16 protein-coding genes are annotated in these 22,675 nt (G+C 65.3%); 10 read left to right on the top strand and 6 right to left on the bottom strand.

The window, feature by feature from the left end; translation table 11 throughout:
- Positions 1-92: 92 nt before the first annotated feature.
- Entirely contained in the window at positions 93-3,548 is a 3,456-nt protein-coding gene (locus tag ACX80T_RS04330; RefSeq protein ID WP_459303795.1) for a bifunctional proline dehydrogenase/L-glutamate gamma-semialdehyde dehydrogenase, read from the bottom strand.
- Positions 3,549-3,867: 319 nt separating this feature from the next.
- Between ACX80T_RS04330 and leuS the strand changes: the two genes are divergently transcribed.
- The 5 genes from leuS (at position 3,868) to holA (ending at position 12,337) form a co-directional block, all read left to right on the top strand.
- Entirely contained in the window at positions 3,868-6,366 is a 2,499-nt protein-coding gene (gene leuS, locus ACX80T_RS04325; RefSeq protein WP_459303793.1) for a leucine--tRNA ligase, read from the top strand.
- 3 nt (positions 6,367-6,369) lie between these two features.
- Positions 6,370-7,473 carry a DegV family protein gene (locus tag ACX80T_RS04320; RefSeq protein ID WP_459303792.1) on the top strand — a complete coding sequence of 368 codons (1,104 nt, stop codon included), beginning with the start codon at positions 6,370-6,372 and terminating at the stop codon, positions 7,471-7,473.
- Between the two features lie 72 nt (positions 7,474-7,545).
- Positions 7,546-8,529 carry a helix-hairpin-helix domain-containing protein gene (locus ACX80T_RS04315; protein ID WP_459303791.1) on the top strand — a complete coding sequence of 328 codons (984 nt, stop codon included), beginning with the start codon at positions 7,546-7,548 and terminating at the stop codon, positions 8,527-8,529.
- Between the two features lie 303 nt (positions 8,530-8,832).
- Positions 8,833-11,232, top strand: a complete 2,400-nt coding sequence (locus tag ACX80T_RS04310; protein ID WP_459303789.1) for a ComEC/Rec2 family competence protein — start codon at positions 8,833-8,835, stop codon at positions 11,230-11,232.
- 139 nt (positions 11,233-11,371) lie between these two features.
- On the top strand, positions 11,372-12,337 hold the full coding sequence (holA, locus tag ACX80T_RS04305; protein ID WP_459303886.1) for a DNA polymerase III subunit delta: 966 nt from the start codon (positions 11,372-11,374) through the stop codon (positions 12,335-12,337).
- A 290-nt stretch (positions 12,338-12,627) separates the two neighbouring features.
- Here the strand turns inward: holA and rpsT are convergent, their stop codons facing one another.
- Together rpsT and ACX80T_RS04295 are read right to left on the bottom strand one after the other, a co-directional pair.
- Complete coding sequence (gene rpsT / locus ACX80T_RS04300; protein ID WP_019482781.1) at positions 12,628-12,888, bottom strand: 30S ribosomal protein S20; 261 nt, start codon at positions 12,886-12,888, stop codon at positions 12,628-12,630.
- 234 nt (positions 12,889-13,122) lie between these two features.
- Positions 13,123-13,602 (bottom strand): type II toxin-antitoxin system PemK/MazF family toxin, encoded by a 480-nt coding sequence (locus ACX80T_RS04295; protein ID WP_024475927.1) that lies wholly within the window; start codon positions 13,600-13,602, stop codon positions 13,123-13,125.
- A 185-nt stretch (positions 13,603-13,787) separates the two neighbouring features.
- Here ACX80T_RS04295 and lepA point away from each other — a divergent pair, with 185 nt between their 5' ends.
- Together lepA and hemW are read left to right on the top strand one after the other, a co-directional pair.
- Positions 13,788-15,641 (top strand): translation elongation factor 4, encoded by a 1,854-nt coding sequence (lepA, locus tag ACX80T_RS04290; RefSeq protein WP_459303788.1) that lies wholly within the window; start codon positions 13,788-13,790, stop codon positions 15,639-15,641.
- Positions 15,642-15,643: 2 nt separating this feature from the next.
- The gene (gene hemW / locus ACX80T_RS04285; RefSeq protein ID WP_024475926.1) at positions 15,644-16,873 is read left to right on the top strand and encodes a radical SAM family heme chaperone HemW; all 1,230 of its coding nucleotides are present in this window, start codon (positions 15,644-15,646) and stop codon (positions 16,871-16,873) included.
- Positions 16,874-16,877: 4 nt separating this feature from the next.
- On the opposite strand, the gene ACX80T_RS04280 is transcribed toward hemW, so the two are convergent.
- Positions 16,878-17,309 carry a DUF4870 domain-containing protein gene (locus ACX80T_RS04280; RefSeq protein ID WP_024475925.1) on the bottom strand — a complete coding sequence of 144 codons (432 nt, stop codon included), beginning with the start codon at positions 17,307-17,309 and terminating at the stop codon, positions 16,878-16,880.
- Positions 17,310-17,396: 87 nt separating this feature from the next.
- A complete protein-coding gene (locus tag ACX80T_RS04275) occupies positions 17,397-18,263 on the bottom strand; it encodes a DUF3097 family protein (RefSeq protein WP_019482777.1) in 867 nt (288 codons plus the stop codon).
- Between the two features lie 150 nt (positions 18,264-18,413).
- Between ACX80T_RS04275 and hrcA the strand changes: the two genes are divergently transcribed.
- The 3 genes from hrcA (at position 18,414) to ACX80T_RS04260 (ending at position 21,419) form a co-directional block, all read left to right on the top strand.
- Positions 18,414-19,427, top strand: a complete 1,014-nt coding sequence (gene hrcA / locus ACX80T_RS04270) for a heat-inducible transcriptional repressor HrcA (protein WP_019482776.1) — start codon at positions 18,414-18,416, stop codon at positions 19,425-19,427.
- Positions 19,428-19,533: 106 nt separating this feature from the next.
- Positions 19,534-20,661 (top strand): molecular chaperone DnaJ, encoded by a 1,128-nt coding sequence (gene dnaJ / locus ACX80T_RS04265; RefSeq protein WP_459303787.1) that lies wholly within the window; start codon positions 19,534-19,536, stop codon positions 20,659-20,661.
- Between the two features lie 2 nt (positions 20,662-20,663).
- Positions 20,664-21,419: a 16S rRNA (uracil(1498)-N(3))-methyltransferase gene (locus ACX80T_RS04260; protein WP_116777829.1), complete on the top strand. Its 756-nt coding sequence runs from the start codon at positions 20,664-20,666 to the stop codon at positions 21,417-21,419.
- A 90-nt stretch (positions 21,420-21,509) separates the two neighbouring features.
- Here ACX80T_RS04260 and ACX80T_RS04255 read toward each other — a convergent pair whose 3' ends face one another.
- Positions 21,510-22,463: a GerMN domain-containing protein gene (locus ACX80T_RS04255; RefSeq protein ID WP_116777828.1), complete on the bottom strand. Its 954-nt coding sequence runs from the start codon at positions 22,461-22,463 to the stop codon at positions 21,510-21,512.
- Between the last annotated feature and the right edge of the window lie 212 nt (positions 22,464-22,675).

Genomic DNA, 22,675 nt, shown 5'->3' with positions numbered 1-22,675 from the left:
AGCAGGAGCACTCGTTTCCCGTGACTGCCCTTATGCACACCTCGGCGGAGGGGATAAACGAAAGGGGCAAGTACAACCCCAAGCAAACGCGCCTAGGCCAGCACCGTGTGCGAGACGCTGTCCGGGTTGCCGAACCGGTGAGCCGTAATGGACACAGCTTGCTCGTGCAGGAACGGCAGCATCTCGATCCGACCCGACTCGGTGACGGGTCCGGCGTAGATGGCAACATCCGGATCCCCGGCGGTGGCCGCGCACAGTTCCGAATAGCCGCCGCCAATGAGGCGGACCCGGCCCAGCGAAGCCGTGGGTGCGTGCTTCAGCCACGCGGCGTCGTCGTCCACGCCGTGTTCAATGTTGTGCGCCGAGAGCGCCGCGGTGAGCGCCGGCGGTAGCGGGTGAGCCGTCGAAACCCGCAGGGAGGCACCGGCACGCAGGCCAGCAGCAAGCACTCGGACCAAACCGGCGAGGGTTCCGGCCTCGTTGAGCCGGACCGTCACAGCACCGGGAATGTAGCGGAACTCATTGCGTTCCACCCCGAGGTCCGACACGTCGCGGTTGGCACCGAAGGACCGGACCCAATGACGCTGATCGTCCGCGGTGGCCCTGGCCAGGAACCCCTGGTCGACGGCGGGGATGTCGGCTGCGTGCAGCAGATCCCGCACCGGCTCACTCAATGGAGCGTGAACATTCCCGGGATGCAGCTCAACCGGGTTCCAGCTGCCCAGGTGCATCAGATAGTTGGGGCCACCAGCCTTGGCACCCGGCCCGACAGCCGAACGCTTCCAGCCACCAAACGGCTGGCGCTGAACAATTGCACCGGTAATGCCGCGGTTCACATACAGATTGCCTGCCTGAACAGCGTCCAGCCACTGGGCGAGTTCATCGCCATCCATGGTGTGAATGCCTGCCGTCAGCCCGTAGGGGCTGGCGTTCTGCCACTCGATCGCCTGTGCCAGCGAGTCCGCGTGCATCACGCCGAGCACCGGACCGAAGAATTCGGTGAGGTGGAAATAGCTGCCCGGTTTCACGCCCGCCCGGACGCCGGGGCTCCACAACCGTCCGGTCTCGTCCAGTTGTTTGGGCTTGACCAGCCAGGTTTCACCCTCGCCAAGCGTAGTCAGCGCGTCGCGCAGTTTCCCCTCAGCAGGCTCGATGACAGGACCCATCTCGGTAGCCGCATCTTCCGGGTAACCGACCTTCAGCGACGCCACTGCATCGACCAACTGGTTGCGGAACCGCGCCGACTTCCCGGCCGCACCGACGAGAATCACCAGCGACGCAGCCGAGCACTTCTGCCCGGCATGACCGAACGCGGACTTGACGACATCGGCCGCGGCAAGATCGAGGTCCGAACTGGGAGTGACGATCAGCGCGTTCTTGCCGCTGGTCTCGGCCAGCAACGGCAGGTCATGCCGCCAGCTACGGAACAACTTCGCCGTGTCGTAGGCGCCGGTCAGGATCACCCGGTCCACCGACGGATGCGAAATGAGGTGCTGACCCACCGGCCCCTCCTCAACATCCGCGAAATGCAGCACCTCGCGGGGCACCCCAGCGTCCCACAACGCCTGGACCAGCACTGCCGCGCAACGCTTGGCCTGCGGTGCAGGCTTCACGACGACGGCGCTGCCCGCCGCCAACGGGGCCAGAGCCGACCCCGCGGCGATGGCCACCGGGAAGTTCCACGGCGGGGTGACGACCGTCAGGCGTGCAGGCACGAACTCGGCGCCCTCCACCTGGTCCAGTTCCTCGGCAAGCAGTGCGTAATAGTTGGCGAAATCGATCGCCTCGGAGATCTCTGGATCGGACTCGGCAACCGTCTTGCCCGTCTCGCTGGCAGCAACCTCCACCAGGTCACCACGGATCGCCGCGAGTCGAGCCGCTGCGCTCCGCAGCACCTCGGCCCGTTCGGCCCCGGTCCGGGACGCCCATTCCTGCTGGCCGGCAAGGGCCGCAGCGATGGTGCGCTCGACGTCGTCGTTGGTGTCCAGCCAGGACGCCGTTACCAACTCAACCCCCAGGGTCGACCCTGGAACCCGCTGAAGAATCTCGGTGGCCCAGTCCCTGATGACGGGCAGCGACGGGTCGGAGTCGGACTGGTTGGCGAACTCGCCGGGTGCGGATTCCACGAACCGGTCGACGCTCTGTGCCCGGTTGGGACCCGGCACCACCGCATCCACGGCCGCCAGTGAGGCGAGGAAGCGCTGCTTCTCACGCTCAAACAGGTGAGGGCTCTTGTTCAGCTCAAAGACAGCCGACATGAAGTTTTCCTGGCTGGCATTTTCTTCGAGCCGGCGGATCAGGTAGCTGATGGCGACGTCGAACTGGGCCGGGTGGACCACCGGCGTGTACAGCAGGAGCGACCCGACGTCCTTCTTGATCTCCTCCGCCTGCTCCTCAGCCATGCCCAGCAGCATTTCGAACTCGATCCGGTCCTCGACCCCGCGCGCCACTGAGAGCAGGCGTGCGAAAGCGATATCGAACAGGTTGTGACCGGCGACGCCGATCCTGACCGCTGCCGCGTTGTCCGGACGCAACGCCCAATCGAGGCAGCGCTTGTAGTTGGTGTCGGTCGCTTCCTTCGAGGGCAGGGTGGCAGGCTCCCACCCGTGCACCTTCGCGTCGACCAGTTCCATGGCCAGGTTGGCGCCCTTCACCAGCCGCACCTTGACCGCCGAACCGCCTCGGGCACGACGCTCGGTGGCCCAGCCGGTGATGTCCTGCAGCGCGCCGAGCGCGTCCGGCAGGTAGGCCTGCAACACGATCCCTGCTTCGAGGCGCAGCAGGTCCTCGGTATCGAGGATGCGCTTGAACACGGCGACGGTCAGGTCGAGGTCGTGGTACTCCTCCATGTCCAGGTTGATGAACTTCGGCGCCGGGGAGGAGGCAGCCAACCGGTACAGGGGGAGGAGCCGCTCCGCGACCCGCTCCACCGTCTCGTGGAAGTCCCACAGGTTCATGGTGCTCACCACTGAGGACACCTTGATGGAGACGTAGTCGACGTCGTCGCGGGCCAGCAGTTTCTTGGTCCCGGCGAGGCGTGCGTCTGCCTCTTCGTGACCGAGTACCGCTTCGCCCAGCAGATTAATGTTGAGTCGAACCGATTCGCCCCGCAGACCGGCAATAGCCTTGCCGAGCTTCTGTGGGCGGGCGTCGACGATGAGGTGCTCCACCATCTCGCGGAGCACCCGCTGCGCCACCGGGACCACGATGCCGGGCAGCGTCGGGGCGAGCGCGCCGCCAAGCTTCACCGCGCCGCGCATGTACCAGGGCAGGAACGACGGCGTCTGCCGTGCCAGCTTCGAGAGGTTGCGTGCGGCGACCGCGTTGTCTTCGGGCCGGATCACCCGGTCAACGAAGCCGAGTGTGAACTGCAGCCCGGCGTCGTCCTTCAGTACCTCGGCGAGCAGTTGCGCCGACCGCGACCCACGGGTGACTGTCGGTTCTGGGCGGCGGACGTCATCCAGGTGCAGCCACCGGCGGACCAGTGCGACGGCGTCGTCCCCCAGGTCTGCGGGAGCGGGATCGGCTGTGGGAAAGAGCTGTGTCATGCGATCGTGCCTCACAATGCGACGGGCCACCGTCATCGGATCCTGAGTCAGGTGGGTATTCCCCTTGCGGGGCCGGTGGCCGATCAGGCCGGGGGCGCATTCCGCCTCGGCATGGCAGTGCGCGACCTGCGGGCGCGCGTACCAGAATCATCGTAACCCGCGCCACCGGTCGCCGTCGCCAATCTGCGCTAGAGTGGGTCCCATGTCTGTAGTACTACTCCTTAGCTAGCCGCACGGTCAACCGTGTGGCATGCCCCTCCCTGGCTGAGGGGCTTTTGTGTGTCTAGGGGCAATTGATCAAGAGGACAGGGCAACAACAGTGAGCACGCAACCCGACGCCGGGCAACCGGACGAGAACACCTACAGTTTCGCTGACATCGAAGCCCGATGGCCCGCGGAGTGGGACCGGCTCCAGCCGTTCAAGCCCGCCGACGACGGCTCCCGGGAGCGCCGGTATGTGCTGGACATGTTCCCGTACCCCTCAGGTGACCTGCACATGGGGCACGCCGAGGCGTTCGCGATGGGCGACGTCGTCGCCCGCTATTACCGGCAGCAGGGGTTCGACGTCCTGCACCCGATCGGCTGGGACTCGTTCGGGCTGCCCGCCGAGAATGCGGCGATCCAGCGCAACGCGCACCCGTCGGAGTGGACCTACACCAACATCGAGACGCAGGCGAACTCGTTCAGGCGCTACGCGATCAGCGTTGACTGGTCCCGTCGGCTGCACACGTCCGACCCCGGGTACTACCAGTGGACGCAGTGGCTGTTCCTGCGCTTTTTCGAGAAGGGTCTGGCATACCGCAAAAACTCTCCGGTCAACTGGTGCCCGAAAGACCAGACGGTGCTGGCCAATGAGCAGGTTGTCAACGGTGCCTGCGAGCGCTGCGGCACCCCCGTCACCAAGAAGAGCCTCAACCAGTGGTACTTCAAAATCACCGACTATGCGGATCGTCTGCTCGACGACATGGACCAGCTGCGCGGTCACTGGCCCGAGCGGGTGCTGGCCATGCAGCGCAACTGGATTGGTCGCTCCGAGGGTGCGCACGTCGACTTCGTCATCGAGGAGGCCGATGGTCAGCCGGCCCAGAGCGTTCCCGTGTTCACCACCCGACCCGACACGCTGCACGGCGCCACGTTCTTTGTGGTGGCGGCAGACGCCCCGTTGGCCCTGGACCTGGTCACCGAGGCCCACCGGGCCGAACTGGAGGAGTACCGGGAGGGCATCAAGTCCCTGTCGGAGATCGAGCGGCAGTCGACCGAGCGCGAAAAAACCGGCGTGTTTACCGGACGTTGGGCGATCAACCCCCTGAACGGGGAGAAACTGCCGGTCTGGGCCGCCGACTATGTGCTGGCCGACTACGGCACCGGCGCCATCATGGCCGTGCCCGCCCACGATCAGCGCGACCTGGACTTTGCCCGTGCCTTCGACCTGCCGGTCCGCATGGTGGTGGACACCGGTGCCGAGGATCCGGCGGTGTCAGGGATCGCCACCACCGGCGACGGCACCCTGGTGAACTCCGGTGAGCTGGACGGGCTGGGCAAGGATGAAGCCATTGCCCGCGCCATCGACCTGGTCGCCGAGCACGGCACCGGCGAGCAGACGGTCAACTACCGGCTGCGCGACTGGTTGCTGTCCCGGCAGCGATTCTGGGGCACCCCCATCCCGATCATCCACTGCGCCACCTGCGGCGAGGTACCGGTCCCGGACGACCAGCTGCCCGTCACGCTGCCGGAAGACCTGCGCGGCGGCGATCTGTCCCCCAAGGGCACCTCACCGCTCGCCGCCGTGGCGGACTGGGTTAATGTGCCCTGCCCGCAGTGCGCCGGGCCCGCCCAGCGGGACACTGACACGATGGACACCTTCGTCGACTCCTCCTGGTACTTCCTGCGGTTCGCCTCACCGGATACCACTGACGCGCCGTTCGATACCGACGCCGTGAACCGCTGGCTGCCCGTCGGCCAGTATGTGGGCGGCGTCGAGCATGCCATTCTGCACCTGCTGTACAGCCGCTTCTTCACCAAGGTGCTGTTCGACCTGGGACTGATCGGGTTCACCGAGCCGTTCTCGGCGCTCCTGAACCAGGGCCAGGTGCTCAACGGTGGCAAGGCCATGAGCAAGTCCCTGGGCAATGGCGTGGACCTGAGCCAGCAGCTGGACAAGTTCGGTGTGGACGCCATCCGGCTGACCATGGTGTTCGCGTCCCCACCCGAGGACGACGTCGACTGGGCGGATGTCTCGCCGTCGGGTTCGTCGAAGTTCCTGGCCCGTGCCTGGCGCCTGGGCTTGGACGTCACCAGTGCGCCCGGTGTCGACGTCTCAGGCGGAGACCGCGCGCTGCGGTCGATCACCCACCGGACCGTGGCGGACAGCGCTGCCCTGCTGCAGGGCAACAAATTCAACGTGGTCATCGCCCGCGTGATGGAACTGGTCAACGCGACCCGCAAGGCGATTGACTCGGGCGTCGGGGGCGCCGATCCGGCTGTCCGCGAAGCCACGGAGGCGGTGGCGATCATCCTGAGCCTCTTCGCCCCCTACACCGCGGAGGACCTGTGGAACCGGCTGGGGCATCCGGCCTCGGTGGCAACAGCGGGCTGGCCTGCGGTGGACGAGTCGCTGCTGGTGCAGGAGACTGTGGTGGCCGTCGTCCAGGTGCAGGGCAAGGTCCGTGACCGGCTGGAGGTGTCCCCGGACATCACCGAGGACGCGCTGCGGGAGTTGGCGCTGGCCAGTGGCCAGATCCAGAAGACCCTCGACGGCAGGGGAATCCGGACGATCATTGTGCGGGCTCCGAAGCTGGTCAATATCGTTCCGGAGTAACCCATGCGGGCCGACAAAGCAGTGAAGTCTCCAGCAGTGAAGTCTCCGCCGGGACAGCGGGTTCCGGTGCTGGCTGAACCACGCCCGTCGGCCGCGGAACAGGCACCACGGACGCCGGCAAAAACCGGCTCTGCGGCCTGGTACTCGATGAGGTGGCTGGAGCGACTGTGGGTCCGTCCGTCGGGAACCCGTGCCGCGCAGGAGGCCGCCGCACCGTCCCGCATCGCTGTGGTGACGGACTCGGCTGCGGCCATACCGCCCGAGTGGCTGGCCGCCGGCGGTGCCGCGCGTGGCGTCGTCGTCGTGCCCATGCCGGTGATGATCGCCGGACGGATCTTCGGTGAGGGCACCGACGACCTGACCGGGCCGCTGTCGGTGGCGTTGGCCGAAGGCGCCGAAGTGCGCACGTCCCGGCCGTCGCCGGGCCAGTTCGAGAGCGTCTACCGGCGGCTCGAAGCCGACGGAGCGACGGGAATCCTCTCGGTGCACCTCTCGGGCGACCTATCGGGGACCACCGACGCGGCGCGCTGGGCGGCGGCAGCCGTCTCCATCCCGGTGGAGGTGCTCGACTGCCGGACGGTCGGGATGGCGATGGGTTTCGGTGTGGCGGCGGCCCAGGCGGCTGCGCGTGACGGGGTCGACCTTGCTGGAGCGTCAGCGGTAGCGCGCGCGGTCTGTGATTCGTCGACGCTCAGATTTCTGGTACCCAGCCTGGAGCAGCTTCGTAAAGGGGGCCGGATTGGCACGGCAGCGTCCATGCTGGGAACACTGTTATCGGTGAAACCGATCCTCAGTGTGCAGGAGGGACGGATCCTGCCGCTCGAAAAAGTGAGGTCCCTGCCCAAAGCTACCGCCCGCCTGTTGGACCTGGTGGAAGCGGACCTTGCCGGGAGGCCCGGCGCCGTGGTCGCCTTCCACTACTTCGGCAATCAATCCCAGGTGCAGGAGCTGACACTGAACCTCCAGGAGCGCCACCCCGAAGTTCGGACAGTCCTGGCGCAACTCCCGGCAGTGCTGGCTGCCCACACCGGGCTGGGAGTCATCGCTATCGCCGTGGCAGGGCGGATTGACGACGACGGCGACGCTCGACCGTCCACTGCCGACTGACTGCTACTGGGTTTACCCACATACGCAGCCGTACGGTCTCCTTCCCCTGGCGGTAAATCCTAGGCTCGACCCATGGCCAGACATCGTTGGGTAACCAGCCCACCGCCCCGCGGCGCCTTGGGGTTTCGACCGGATCCGATCGGGGCTGCTGATCCCTCCCAGGGATACGAGGATTTCGAGGCTTTAGACCCGCCCGGTCCGCCAGCCGATAGTGGGCGCCGGTGGGCAATCGGTCGTGGCGTATCCTTCGTGGTGCTTGGTCTGGCACTTGCGATCGCCTTCGGGCTTTTCCTGCTCCGGGGCGGGCCGGCACCTGAGATCACCTCGGTCGCGCTGGATAGTCCGCTTGCCGGGCAGCAGACACCTCCGGCCCACGCATCAGGTGCACCAGCCTCATCGGAACCCACGCCGTCAGGTGCACCGTACTCGGGAACACTGTCTTCGGGAACACTGTCTTCGGGAACACTGTCTTCGGGAACACTGTCTTCGGGAACACTGTCTTCGGGAACACTGTCCTCGGGTGCGCCGCCTGCCGGGGCGCAGCCAGCTGGAGCACCGCGCTCAGGGGCTCCGCCGCCGGGGGAGGAGGCAGCCTCCGGGCGGCTGCTCGTCCATGTTGCGGGTGCGGTGACCCGCCCCGGAATTGTTGAACTCGCCTCAGGATCCCGCGTCTTTGAGGCGATCGATCAGGCCGGGGGAGCACTCCCCGACGCCGATCTCGCCGCAATCAACCTGGCCGCTCAGATACAGGATGGTCTGCAGATCCGCGTACCCCTGCAGGGCGAGACCCCGGCTCCGGTTGCGCCCGAAGGCGCAGCCAACGGCGGGTCGCCCGCGAATCCTCTGGGTTCCACTGGCCCGGCGGCCCCGGTGAACATCAACACGGCTGGAGTCGACGAACTGGAGACACTTCCGAGGATTGGCCCGGTGCTGGCAGAGCGGATCGTCCAATGGCGTGCCGCACACGGGGCGTTCACCCGGCCCGAAGATCTCGACGCAGTGCCAGGCATCGGTGAGGCCATGCTCGCTGCACTTCTCCCACTGGTCAGTGTCTAGGTCATGAGACCACGGCACAACTGGACGAGGTATGTCCGGGCCGCGACGGAGGGGGCGGACGCCCGAAGGGGCGCCCAGACAGGCGACGCACCGGTGGTGAGCGGTGCTGCTGCGACCGACCCTGTGGCAAGCGTCCCTGGGAGCGGCACTATAGCGGGCCGTGCGGTAGGGACCCTGACGGCGGCGCGCAGTCGAAGCACACCGATCGGCCCGCTGGCGAGCTGGCGGAAGAGGTTTCTGCGGGAGAAGCGGGGTAGGGACACCCGAACAGGCGCTATCGAACCCTGTCACCGGGACTTACGGTTGTTGCCTGCCGCCGCGGTGGCGTGGATCACGGCAGCAGGGGTGGTCCGGCTGGACGCCTCCTCCGCACTGCTCGGCGCCGTTGTGCTGGCGACGCTGGCCCTTTGCAGTGTGATCGGCTGCCTTGCCTCGGGCAGAGTCAGGCGGGTGGCGGTACCCTGTGTGGTGCCGCTGGCCATCGCTACCCTGGTCTGCGCGCCCGCCTCAGCCAGCCTTGCCGCACGGACCTCCGGCCCGGTATCGACTGCGGTCCAGGAGCAGTCCGCGATCACCGCTGTTGTGCACGCGACGTCGGATGCAGTGATGATCAGCCCCGACCGGTTTACCGGATCCTCCCGGTTTATGGTGGAAGGGACGTTGACGGCTGGAACGCTTGACGGGGTCAGGTTCACGGCGGGTACGCCGGTGGTGGTGATTGGCCCGGCGTCCTGGCAGCCGGTCGCCGCGTCTGACTCGGTGCGCACGGCCGGGCGCCTGCTACCCACCAAACCCGGCGACCGGGCAGCCGCACTGCTCATCGCCGCGACCAGCCCGCAGGTGACCTCGCCTGCCGGCTGGACTACCGTTCCAGCCGAATTAAGAACTGACTTTTCGCAGCTTTCTTCCCGGCTGACGGGGGAGGGCGGGCTGCTGCCAGGCATGGTCATCGGCGACCGGAGCACACTGGACGAAAGTCTGGCAGCAGATATGCAAACCACCGGGATGACCCACCTGACAGCGGTCAGCGGTGCCAACTGCAGCTACCTGTTGGCCTTCGTTTTCCTCGGTGCCCGCGCTCTGAGACTGCCGCGACTCCCGTCGGCGGTCCTGGGCATCCTTGCACTGATTGGTTTCGTCATCCTGGTTCGACCCGAGCCAAGTGTGTTGCGCGCAGCGCTGATGGGCGGCATCGGAGTTGCAGCGGTGCTATCCGGGCGAGGGAAAGTGCCGCTGGCACTTTTGCTGCTCACCGTGGTGGTCCTCCTTACCATCGATCCCTGGCTGCACGCCTCCTTCGCGTTCATGCTGTCCGTTGCCGCCGCGGCCGGATTGATCCTGTTCGGTCCGGTACTGGCATTGAGGCTGAGCCGTTTCATGCCGCTGCTGGTCGCCCAGCTCGTCGCTGTTCCGATTGCGGCGCAACTGTTCTGCGCGCCGATCCTGACGCTGTTGCAGCCAACTCTCCCGCTGTACTCGATTCCGGCGAACCTCGCAGCCAGCCCGGTGGTACCGTTCGTCACCATCGTGGGGATGGCGGCTGTCGCGTTGATCGCCGTCGCGGAACCGCTGGCGGTACCCCTGGTCCTGGCGGCCGGTTGGGGTACAGCGTGGGTAGGCGCAGTTGCAACCTTCTTCGCCTCGGCGCCCGGGGCGACCCTGCCGTGGGTAGGCGGTCCGGTGGGAGTGATTCTCACCGGAATGCTCTCGGCGGCAATCGTGCTGGCGGTGACTTTCAGCCCCCGGCGCCGGACTGTTACTCCCGGCCCAGGCAGGTCGACGAAGGTGAACCCTTCACGCGGGTCAAACCGGAGCGAAGCCCATTCCGGTCACGGCAGGATCGGTGCCCTGCTGTGGCTAGCGGTAGGTTGTGTGGCGGGCCTTGCCGCCGTCAGCCTGTGGCCCCCGGGCCGACCAGACAATGGAACCTGGCACATTGCTGCCTGCGACGTCGGGCAGGGCGACGCCTTCGCTGTCCGGACCGGCGAACGTAGCGTGATCCTCATCGATACGGGCCCCGAACCGGACGACGTCGACGCTTGTCTGGACCGGCTGGCGGTCGACACCGTGGAACTGCTCGTGCTTACCCACCTCCATGCCGATCACTATGGTGGAATCGAAGGAGTGCCGAGGGACAGGACGGTGCAAAGAATCCTGTACTCCTCCTCAGAACCGGCACTTCCCACGACTGTCACCGCGGTCCCTGCGCAACAGGTATCACCCGAGCGGCTCATTGCCGGCATGACTGGAGAACATGGCGACGGTGGCTCCTATGGCCGCGTCAGTTGGACGGTGCTCTGGCCAGAGGCCGGAGCACCAATAGATTCCGAGAATAATTCCAGCGCTGTGCTTGACGTCGTCATCGACACTGACGCCGCCCCCGATGTGGCCGTCCTGCTGACTGGTGATCTGGAGGAGGACGCGGCGCGTGCCATGTTGAGAGCCAGCCCCGGACTCAATGAGCGGGGGGTGCAGATCCTGAAAGTAGCCCACCACGGTGCCCGCAACGGTGGGCTCGACCTGGCCCACACCCTCAAACCACGGCTCGCCCTGATTTCCGCTGGCCGGGATAACGACTACGGGCATCCACACCCAACTATCACTGCCGGATTGTCTGCGGCGGGGATTACCGTGGCCAGAACCGACCAGCTGGGAACGTTTCTGGTTTCCATTCAGGACGACTCACTCCGCGTCCACCGTTGACCCGCTTGTCCGCTTTGCCGCAGGTCCCGCCCGTGGCACAGTTGACGCTGAGGACTCGTTCCATCTACCAACCACCAGGAGCAACTACGTGACTTCCAGGCCCGCCGCATCCCGCAGGGAATCAGCTGGAAGCTCAGGGATGCACTGGCGAACCGTTGTACCCGCACCAGTGGTGCTGCTCAGCGGCCCCGAGGAGTATGCCGCCGGCCAGGCAGTCGAACGCATTCGTCGCAGCCTGCGGAATGCACGTCCAGACCTTGAAGACGTGAAGCTGGACGCCGGCAAGTACGAGGCAGGCGATCTCACCATCCACGGGAGCCCATCCCTGTTCGGGGAGGCCAAATTGATCGAGGTGAGCGGCCTCGCCCAGATGAACGACGACTTTCTTCAGGACACGCTCGGATACCTGGCCGATCCTGCCCCCGATGTCGTGCTGGTGATGCATCACAGTGGCGGAAACCGTGGCAAGAAGCTTCTTGACGCACTCAAGTCTTCCGGGGCAACCGTTGTCGACTGTCAGCCGTTGAAGAAGGACTCGGACAAGACAGACTTTGTTGTCGAGGAGTTCAGGGCCGCGGGCCGGCGGATCGGCGGTGGAGCCCTGCGGGCGCTGGTGGCAGCAGTTGGGTCCCAGCTCGCCGAGCTGGCGGCAGCCTGTCAACAATTGATTTCTGATACGGCCGGTGAAATCACCGAGGAGACCGTCGAGAAGTACTACGGCGGCCGGGTGGAGGTCACCGGGTTCAAGGTGGCAGACGCGGCATTGGCTGGCCGTGGAGGACAGGCCCTGTCAATGCTCCGGCATGCCCTGGCGACCGGCGCCGATCCAGTACTCCTGACGGCGGCCCTTGCGATGAAGGTCCGGGCCGTTGCGAAGGTCCATCAGGTGCGGGGGAGCTCCGCCCAGCTAGCAAAAGAGCTCGGGATGGCGCCCTGGCAAGTAGACCAGGCCCGACGCGACGCCCAGCGCTTCAGTTCCGAAGGTCTGGTTGAGTGCATTCAGGTGCTCGCGGAAGCCGATGCCCAGGTGAAGGGCGCCTCCCGGGACCCGGTGTACGCCGTCGAACGCGCAGTCACCACCATCGCCCTCGCTGGCCGCGGCTAGCGGCTCAGTACGGTCTGAAGTGCCGCTAGGCCCGGACAGCGCTCCGAGTCACTGCGCACCCGCTTGCACTCTCTGCGACCTGAACGTACCGCGCCTGACCCGTCTCGCGCGGTAGGTATCGTCTCGCGCTGTACCTACCGTCTCGCGCTGTAGTTATATGTGGCGCGGCAGCCGTTTTAGGCGGCGTTGGTCGGTCGAAGGCGCGTAAGGCGAGGGGATCAACCGGTTAAACGACAGATGGCTGGCCCGAAGGCCAGCCATCTGGAAATCGTCGAACGATCAGGCTCTGGTTAGAGAGCGTTGACCTTCTTCGAGATCGCAGACTTGTGGTTCGCTGCGTTGTTCTTGTGCACGACACCCTTGCTGACAGCCTTGTCCAGCTTGCGGCTTGCCGACTGGAGGAGGCTGGTTGCAGCTTCCTTGTCAGCTGAGCCGATCGCAGTGTTTACGGCGCGGATGGCCGTTTTCAGCTCGGACTTAACCGAGTTGTTGCGCTGGCGCGCCTTCTCGTTGGTGAGAATGCGCTTTTTCTGGGACTTGATATTTGCCACGTATTTAGAACTCTCTTTGTATTGCGGACTGGTCGTGAGGGTAATTCAGTTCAACCAATGACTGAGCGGCGTGGGGATACCGTAGGCGATTGGACTAAAGTGCCCGTCGACCTGCGCGGACACACAGCTGTCTAGATTACCAGAGATGCACGGATTAGTCCCGGCAGCCGGTCTGTCTGAGCGCGGCGCCGCATGTGGAAGGTCCCGCATGGAAAATTGGGCAGCCACAATAACTCAGCCCAGCCGCGCCACCACACGATCAAACTGCGCCCGGGGGAGTACAGCACCGATCCGCCTGACATCCGCCGGTGCCAGTTGAATGATCCGGTCGGTTTTCACTTCGCTCGGTCTGCCCTTGACGTCCCACGAGCCGGACCCGATATCGACGTAGGCCGGATCCGATCCGCCGGTTCCGTTCCGGTCCCGGCTAGTCAGCGTCAGTCCCAGCACCCTGCCCCGGTGGTTGCCGATCAGCAGGACCGGGCGGTCCTTGCCCTGACGGTGGTCCTCTTCATAGGGCACCCAGGCCCAGACAATTTCCCCCGCATCCGGGACATTATCGGCTCGGGGCGAATAGCTGACCTTCGGGGTGCCGGTGAAATCACCAGGGTAGGCGGCTGGTTTCCGGGCAGGGCCGGACTGCCGCTTCGGCGGCTGCAGTGCCCGCACAACGGTGCGGGCCAGCCGCAGGAAGGATCGGGAATCAAATGACATGCGGTAAAGGATACAGTTTGGCCAGTCCAGGCAATTCCAGATCACCCGCCAGCTCGTGGGAGACTGTTAACCGGGGCTGGTTTAACAAAACCCGCCCGAGAGGTGGGTTCACCTCGCTCCAAACCCTGTCGTTGTAGTTGGAACGGTTGCCGCGCAGCAGCCCTCGCAACAGTAAGGAATGTCCAGTGTCACCCAAGGCCCGCACCTCACCGGTGCCCGCCGCCACTGATCCGGCGATTATCAGAAACTTCTGCATCATCGCGCACATTGATCATGGGAAGTCCACCCTGGCGGACAGGATGCTGCAGCTCACCGGCGTCGTCGAGCAGCGTGACATGAAGGCCCAGTACCTGGACCGGATGGACATCGAGCGTGAACGTGGCATCACCATCAAATCCCAGGCGGTGCGGCTGCCCTGGGAACTCGACGGTGTCAGCCACGCGCTGAACATGATCGACACGCCAGGCCACGTTGACTTCACCTACGAGGTTTCCCGGTCGCTCGCGGCCTGCGAAGGGGCGATCCTGCTGGTCGATGCCGCCCAGGGGATCGAAGCCCAGACACTGGCCAACCTTTACCTGGCGATGGAGAACAACCTCACCATCATTCCGGTCCTGAACAAGATCGATCTGCCCGCCGCCCAGCCCGAGAAGTATGCTGCCGAGCTGGCGAACCTGATCGGTGGCGATCCCGGCGACGTCCTCAGGGTCTCCGGGAAGACCGGTATGGGGGTCGAAGCACTGCTGGACAAGATTGTCAGGGACCTGCCGCCTCCTGTTGGTGACCCCAACGCCCCCGCACGGGCGATGATCTTCGACTCCGTGTATGACACCTACCGCGGTGTCGTCACCTACGTCCGCGTGGTCGACGGCATGCTGCATCCCCGCGAGCGGATCCAGATGATGTCCACCCGCGCCAGTCACGAGCTCCTCGAAATTGGCGTCAGCTCCCCGGAGCCCACCCCATCCAAGGGGCTTGGTGTGGGTGAGGTCGGCTACCTCATCACTGGTGTGAAAGACGTCCGGCTGTCCAAGGTGGGTGACACGGTTACCAACCTGGCCAAGCCCGCCCAGGCGTCCCTGCCCGGATATGCCGATGCGAAGCCCATGGTCTTCTCCGGTCTGTACCCGCTGGACGGCACCGATTACCCGGTGCTTCGCGACGCGCTGGAAAAGCTGATGCTCAACGATGCAGCGCTCGTCTACGAACCCGAGACCTCCGCGGCACTGGGCTTCGGGTTCCGGGTGGGCTTCCTCGGGCTCCTTCACCTGGAGATCACCAGGGAGCGGCTCGAGCGCGAGCATAACCTCAACCTGATCTCCACGGCACCCAACGTGGAATACCTGGTGACACTCGAGGACAAAAAGATGGTCCACGTGACCAACCCCAGCGAGTACCCGACCGGGAAAATCGCCGAGGTCCGCGAGCCTATGGTTTCGGCGACCATCCTGGCGCCCACCGAGTTCGTCGGTGCCATCATGGAGCTGTGCCAGAGCCGGCGCGGCGTGATGGGCGGAATGGATTACCTCTCCGAGGACCGGGTGGAGATCCGGTACCGACTGCCACTGGCCGAGATCGTGTTCGACTTCTTCGACATCCTCAAATCCCGGACCCGCGGGTACGGCTCGCTGGACTGGAAGAGCGACGGCGACCAGGTCGCCGACCTGGTCAAGGTCGACATCATGCTGCAGGGCGAGCAGGTCGATGCGTTCTCGGCCATCACCCACCGCGACAAGGCCTACGCCTATGGCGTCATGATGACCGGCAAGCTGCGTGAACTCATCCCACGGCAGCAGTTCGAGGTCCCCATCCAGGCGGCCATCGGGTCACGGATTATTGCCAGGGAAAGCATCAGGGCCATCCGCAAGGACGTCCTCGCGAAGTGCTACGGCGGTGACATCACCCGTAAACGCAAACTTCTGGAGAAACAGAAGGAAGGCAAGAAACGGATGAAGATGGTGGGACGCGTCGAAGTCCCGCAGGAAGCCTTCATCGCAGCCCTCACCACCGACGAGTCCAAGGACAAGGTCAAGAAGTAGCAATGCCAGGTGCCCTCCCTCTTGGCTTGCCAGCGCCGGAAAGCGGCCTGCTGCCGGAGCAGGCCGCCATCGGCAGCGCCGACCGGAAGCTGGGGCTCTACGTCCACATCCCGTTCTGCGCCGTGCGCTGCGGCTACTGCGACTTCAACACCTACACGGCCACTGAACTGGGTGGGGGCGCATCGCAAGACCGCTATGCCGCAACGGTCAGCGCTGAACTGGACCTCGCAGCCGGTGTCCTGACCACTTCCGGCACCGCGCCACGCCAGCTATCGACAGTGTTCTTCGGCGGCGGCACTCCCACCCTCCTCCCCGCAGCCGATCTGGCGACGGTGCTGCGCACCGCCGTCGGGCACTGGGGGCTCGCACCAGGCGCTGAAGTCACCACGGAGGCCAACCCCGATTCGGTCACGCCCGAGTCACTTGCGGTGCTGGCGCAGGCGGGTTTCACCAGGGTGTCGTTCGGGATGCAGTCGGCTGTTCCGCACGTGCTGAAGGTACTGGACCGCACCCATGCGCCCGAACGGGTGCCACTGGCCGTGCAATGGGCGCGGGAAGCCGGGCTGCGCGTCAGCCTTGACCTGATCTACGGCACCCCGGGGGAGTCCGCAGCCGACTGGCAGCAGACCCTTGACGCGGCGCTGTCCTACGGTCCGGACCACGTCTCTGCCTACGCACTGATCATCGAGGACGGCACCAAACTTGCGGCCCGGATCCGCCGTGGCGAGGTGCCCGACATCGACGACGACGATCACGCCGAGAAGTACGCCCTGGCCGAACGCGCGATGGCAGCCGCCGGACTGGGATGGTACGAGGTGAGCAACTGGGCCCGCACACCTGCGGACGAGTGCAGGCATAATCTTGCCTACTGGCGTGGCGACGACTGGTGGGGAGCTGGTCCCGGCGCGCACTCGCATCTGGGCGGTGTGCGGTGGTGGAATGTGAAGCACCCGACCGCCTACGCCCAGCGCCTCTCAACCGGAGTGTCACCGGCCGCTGGCCGCGAAATCCTGGACGCGGAGACCCGCTACACCGAGGACGTGATGCTTCGCGCCAGGCTGCGCGAGGGCCTACCAACCCGGGTGCTGCACCCAGGAGGGCGGCTCGCCGTCGCCGGATTGATTGCTGATGAACTGATCGTTGCAGCGGAGGCCTTCGCCGGAACGATCACGCTCACTGGCAAGGGCCGGTTGCTCGCCGACGCGGTCGTCCGCAGGCTACTACCCGACTAGGCTCCTAACGGAAGAGCCGCAGGTTGAACGCGTACCGGTAGGGGCGGCCACGGTTGACCTGGATCCCGGCAATGACCGAGGATACGGCGATTGCCACCCAGATCAGGGCGTTGACGACGGCGAACATGCCGCCGACCGCTGGCAAGAGGGAGAGCAGCCAGGCCACGAACGCCAACACCGTCGGCGGGAAGGTGAAGTTGAACGCCTCCCGCGCTTCCTGGGCGGTGAAAGGTCCCCGGTTCTTGAAAATCAGCAGGATGAGCAGCGACGGAATGAAACCGAGGATTCCCCCGAAGTGCGACAGGGTTGCCCACTGCCGGTCTTCCGTCGCGGTCAGAGGCAGGGCATTCGCCGGGGCACCCTCAAAAGCGGATCGGGGCTGGCCGTGGCCGTCCTCGGATCCGTGGTGTCCGTGCTGGTCGGCGGGGTTAGACAACTGAACATCCTCTATTGCTTCGGGGCAGCCTTGATCAGGAGCCTTCCTATCTAGGATACTTCGTCGCCAGCAAACGTGCACTGGGGCTTAAATTGTCGCGTCGAAATCTCCGGGAGGGGTCAAAAAATCGATCACTTCTTCGACCCGCCCGAGCAGCGACGGCTCAAGGTCGGAGTAACTATTGACGCACCCCAGCAACCGCTTCCAGCCATGTGCCACCGCTGCCTTGTCGGCGTTCGGCCAGCCGAGACCGGCGAGTATTCCGGTCTTCCAGTCCTGGCCCCGTGGTACCACCGGCCACGCGGTGAGCCCGACGGCCGCCGGCTTGATTGCCTGCCACACATCGACATACGGGTGTCCCACCACCAGGACGTTGGCGGCGGCTCCCGGAACCTTCATGGCTTCCTGGGCGATGCGCTGTTCCTTCGACCCCGCTACCAGATGGTCGACGAGGATACCGAGCCGGCGGTTCGGTCCAGGACTAAAGGTGCGGATCATCCCGGCAAGGTCGTCAACGCCGTGCAGCGGCTCGACGACGATCCCCTCAAGACGCAGATCGTCGCCCCACACTTTTTCGATCAGCTCAGCATCGTGCTGTCCCTCCACCCAGATCCTGCTGGCCCGGGCGGTCCTCGCGCGGGCGCCCTCCACTTTGACCGATCCCGACGCCGTCACCTTGCGGGCTGGCGCTGGTGGTGCCAGCGCGGGTGCCACCACCTCAACGGGCCCGCCGTCGACGTGGAATCCGAACCCGAGCGGGAAAGTCTTGAGTCTGCCGCGCCGGTCCTCGAGCACCATGACGTGCATGCCACCAGATTTCTCCACCCGGACCACTGCGCCAACGTAACCGCTCCGCACATCCTCCAGAACCAGGCCCCGGCTGACCGGAACCTTTGGCAGGGAAACCTGGCGGGGGGCTGAGATGTCCTGGGCGCCCCATTCATAACTGGACAAAATTGTTGCTCACTTCCCGACTCGCCGCTGGACGGTCCGGCCAGGGATTTTCAATGCTAACAATCCCTTCGAACGTACTAGACTTGGCACTTGGGCGTGTCGAGTGCCAGATCTGCCGGAAGAGACAGTAAACGTGTGCGGAGGTGAAAAGTGAGCGAACCACGCAGACTTGAAGTGTTGCGTGCCATCGTCGAGGACTATGTGCATTCCCGCGAGCCTGTGGGCTCCAAAGCACTCGTGGAGCGGCATCAGCTGGGGGTATCATCGGCCACCATCCGTAATGATATGGCTGTCCTGGAGGAAGAGGGGCTGATCACTGCGCCCCACACCAGCTCGGGTCGCATCCCCACCGACAAGGGCTACCGACTGTTTGTCGACCAGATTTCCGAGGTCAAGCCTCTGTCTGCTGCCGAAAAGCGCGCCATTCAGGCGCTCCTGGAGGAGGCAGAGGATCTCGACGACGTCATGGACCGGACAGTGCGGCTGCTCTCCCACCTGACCAATCAGGTGGCGGTGGTCCAATACCCACATCTGGGTAGCGCAGCCGTCCGGCACCTGGAGTTCGTCCTACTGGCGCCCAACCAGGTACTGGTGGTGCTCATAGCGACCAACGGAACAGTCCAGCAGCGGGTTGTCCCGCTGCCCGAACCGGTGCCCGAATCATCCCTCGCCGAGCTTCGGCAGCACTTCCTCGGTTCCGTCGCCGGCACCAAGCTGGCGTCCCTTCCGCAGGAACTCGCACTCGCCGTGGGAGCCTTGTCGTTCCAGCAACGCAGGGCGGGCACCGTGCTGGCGCGGGCGCTCGAACAGTTGGCAGGTATCAACCGGGATGACCGGATTGTGATGGCTGGTACAGCCAACCTGGCCCGATCCACCGTAGACTTTCCTCTGAGCATCGGGCCGGTGCTCGAGGCCCTGGAGGAGCAGGTAGTAATGCTTCGCCTGCTTTCCGAAATGAAGCAGGATGCGTTTGGCGTCTCGGTGCGGATCGGCCGGGAGAACCCGCACGGCGGCCTCGCTGAAGCCTCGGTGATTGCCACCGGATACGGTCCCGACTCGTTGGCCAAGGTAGGAGTGCTTGGGCCAACCCGAATGGACTACCCGACGTCGATGTCGGCGGTGCGGGCGGTAGCCCGGTACCTATCGCGGATCCTGACGGACTAATCCTGAGGTAACCGCATCAGCGAACTTGTTGTAGAAACAGTCGACCCCATACCGGCAGGGCACCAAGCCCTGCACCGGTCAGTGACATAGGAAGTGAAGTGCAGGAGTGAGTAATCACTATGAAGTCCTCGGTGTGAACCGCGATGCGAGCGGCGAGGAAATCAAGAAGGCCTACCGCAAGCTCGCGCGAAAGCTGCACCCGGACGTCAACTCCGGGCCGGATGCCTCTGAAGAGTTCAAATTGGTCACCCGTGCCTACGAGGTGCTCTCGGACCCGCAGAAACGGCGCGTGTATGACACGACCGGCAACGAGAACGGGACCGACAACGGATTCGGCGGAGGACACGCCGGGCCGAGCTTCGCCTTCCAGGACATCTTCGAAACATTCTTCGGTGGCGGTGGTGCCAGCGGCCCGCCGTCGCGCACCCGTCGCGGCCAGGACGCCCTGATCGCCGTGCGGATCGACCTGGTCGACGCCGTCTTCGGGATCAACAAAAAGATCGACGTCGATACCGCAGCAGTGTGTCCCACCTGCGACGGGTCCTGCTGCCAGCCCGGCACTTCCCCCCGAACCTGCGACATTTGCGGCGGGTCGGGTCAGGTGCAGCGTGCGGTGCGGTCCATCCTGGGCCAGGTCATGACCAGTGCCACGTGTGGCACCTGCCAGGGGTATGGCACAGTCATCCCGAACCCCTGTAACGAATGTAACGGCGACGGTCGGGTGCGTAGCCGTCGGAGCCTCACCATCAAGGTGCCCGCAGGCGTGTCGACCGGCACCCGCATTCAACTGGGGGGCCAGGGCGAGGCCGGTATGGCCGGCGGACCGCAGGGCGACCTCTATGTGGAGATCCGGGTTAACCCGGATCCCTCCTTCCTCCGTGAGGGTGATGACCTCCACGTCACCCTCAGTGTGCCGATGACCGCCGCCGCCCTGGGCACCACCGTGAACCTCGCCTCCTTCGACGGCGACCAGGAACTGGGGATCAAAGCAGGCACGCAGTCGGGCGAGATCGTGACTCTTCGCGGACTTGGCGTCACCCACCTCCGCGGGTACGGGCGTGGTGACCTCAAGGTGCACCTGAACGTCGAGACTCCGCGCAACGTTGACCAGGCGCAGGAAGAGCTGCTGCGCAAACTTGCCGAACTCCGCGGCGAGGAATTTGTCGAGGGTCAGCTGGCCAGCAGCGGTTCAGGGGTGTTCGCGAAGTTGCGGGAGCGGTTGGGTAATCTCTAGGGGTGAGCAACGCACTCTACTTCGGAGACCCTGAGGCGCTGGCTGCTGTCTTCCCCGGAGCCAGTTTCACCCTCACCGGGGCCGAGGCCCGGCACGCGGCGACCGTGAAACGGCTGGCAGCCGGCGAGACGATTGACGTCGCCGACGGCCGCGGGCGCAGAATCGTCGGCGTGGTCACGGCCAGCGCCGGGCAGGAAGTCACCCTCGAGGTGCGAACAGTGATTGACGAGCCGGCCCCCGCCTGCCGTCTCATCCTGGTGCAGGCACTGGCCAAGGGGGACCGGGATGAACTGGCGGTCGAGGCCGCCACTGAACTCGGCGTCGATGCGGTGATTCCCTGGCAGGCGGATCGAAGTATTGTCCGTTGGCGTGCCGACAAGGCGCTCAAAGGGCAGCGAAAATGGGAATCCACGGTGTGGGGAGCCGCCAAACAATCACGGCGTGCAACCCTCCCCGAGGTGCTGCCATTGCACGACAGCGGGTCTCTGGCAGCCTGGCTTGCCGGCGTGGACCTCGCCCTGATCCTCCACGAGGACGCTGAAACTGGGGTTGGGGCACTGGTTGGGCCACAGGCCGACACCCCGCCCACCAGCATTGCAGTGGTGGTCGGCCCCGAGGGGGGCATCAGCGGGCAGGAGCTGGAGCTGTTCGTGTCGAACGGTGCGCATCCGGCCAGGCTCGGCGGCCAGGTGCTGCGCTCCTCCACCGCCGGACCCGCCGCCCTCGCGGTCCTGAGCCAACTGCTGGGCCGCTGGTAGCCGGTTCGGTTCCGTGCTCACCCGGGAATAAGGTCCCGTGCTCACCCGGGATTAGCAAGCCCCGGGTAGGAAAGCAGGAGGCTCAGCTGCCTACTGCACCGTGACGCGCTTGGTGTCGGTATCGAGTTCACGGTTCTCCTGGACGCCCTGCGGACGGTCGAAGACGCTGATCTCGTATTCACCGGGCACCAGGGCGATCGTGAACTCGAAGAGTCCGGGGGAACTGGCGCTGGCGTCCAGTCCCACCGTTCCGGTGCGGTACGATTCCAGCTCATCGCCGACCACCTCGTCGATCCGCCAGTGCAGGACCGCGTTCTCCGTCATTCCGCTGCCTGACACGGTGATCGTAGGCTGGTCGCGGACCGCCCCATGCTGGGGTTCGATGATCCAGATCGGAGCCATCAACGCCGAGTCACGCTGCAACGGGCCACCGAGTTCGATGTGGCCGAAAGCGTTGAACCCCGCCGCTCCGTCCACCAGGACGACGACGCGGCTGGGGTCACCGCCCGAGACCAGGCCCGCGTTGGCCGCCGCCGCTGTGGCTGTGTATACGAGCTGCTGGATGGCACGATAGGCGGCACCCTGGTCGAGCTGCGCATCGAAGGCCTCGGCCGAGATATCGACCGTAATAACGTTGTCGGGGGAGATTGATGCGCTGACAGACTCGGCGGGGAACCACGACCCAAAGTAGTCGGGATCGATTGGTGAGTTGGCGGTCATCGCCTGGACCGCCGCCGCGATTGGGTCACCACCGTTCCCGCCGTCCAGGAACTCCCGGTAAAGCTGGATGCTTCCGTCGCTGTCTCCCATCCAGTAGACGGGGAGCAGGTTGCGCAGGGTAGCGGATTCCGTCACTGCGGAGTGCTCTGCCGACGCTGGGCCAGCTGACGTGTTTGGTTGTCCAGAAAGCGAGGCCGTCGCATCATCGCCGGGGACCGGTGTGCAGCCACCCAGGCCCAGACCAGCGAGGACGATTAGCGCGGTGACCGAGAGAGCGCGTCCAGGCCGGCGCCGGGCAGCATCGCGTTGAAAGGACCACTCCATTCGCGTCCTGTCCTTTCGCTGTACCACTCGGCCGGATTGGTGCGCCGCCGAGTAATGCACTCAAAGCAACGTTTCCAGCTTCGCATATGGCAACAGGCCCCGAACGGGGTTTAGCCAAGTCGTCGCCGGACTGAGACAGGATTGAAACCGGGCCGTTGCCCAGATGAGATCATCTGCTTCCTGGGCGCGCGGAGACGCCGCAAAACCTCCGG

Source organism: Arthrobacter sp. Sr33 (genome assembly GCF_054511195.1).
This window is presented reverse-complemented; position numbering and strand designations above follow the sequence as displayed.

Coding starts and splice junctions, on each gene's coding strand:
- ACX80T_RS04320 (WP_459303792.1), top strand. CDS start 6,370: ATGCGGGCCGACAAAGCAGTGAAGTCTCCAGCAGTGAAGTCTCCGCCG.
- hemW (WP_024475926.1), top strand. CDS start 15,644: ATGCCAGGTGCCCTCCCTCTTGGCTTGCCAGCGCCGGAAAGCGGCCTG.
- ACX80T_RS04255 (WP_116777828.1), bottom strand. CDS start 22,463: ATGGAGTGGTCCTTTCAACGCGATGCTGCCCGGCGCCGGCCTGGACGC.
- holA (WP_459303886.1), top strand. CDS start 11,372: ATGCACTGGCGAACCGTTGTACCCGCACCAGTGGTGCTGCTCAGCGGC.
- ACX80T_RS04315 (WP_459303791.1), top strand. CDS start 7,546: ATGGCCAGACATCGTTGGGTAACCAGCCCACCGCCCCGCGGCGCCTTG.
- ACX80T_RS04295 (WP_024475927.1), bottom strand. CDS start 13,602: ATGTCATTTGATTCCCGATCCTTCCTGCGGCTGGCCCGCACCGTTGTG.
- ACX80T_RS04330 (WP_459303795.1), bottom strand. CDS start 3,548: ATGACACAGCTCTTTCCCACAGCCGATCCCGCTCCCGCAGACCTGGGG.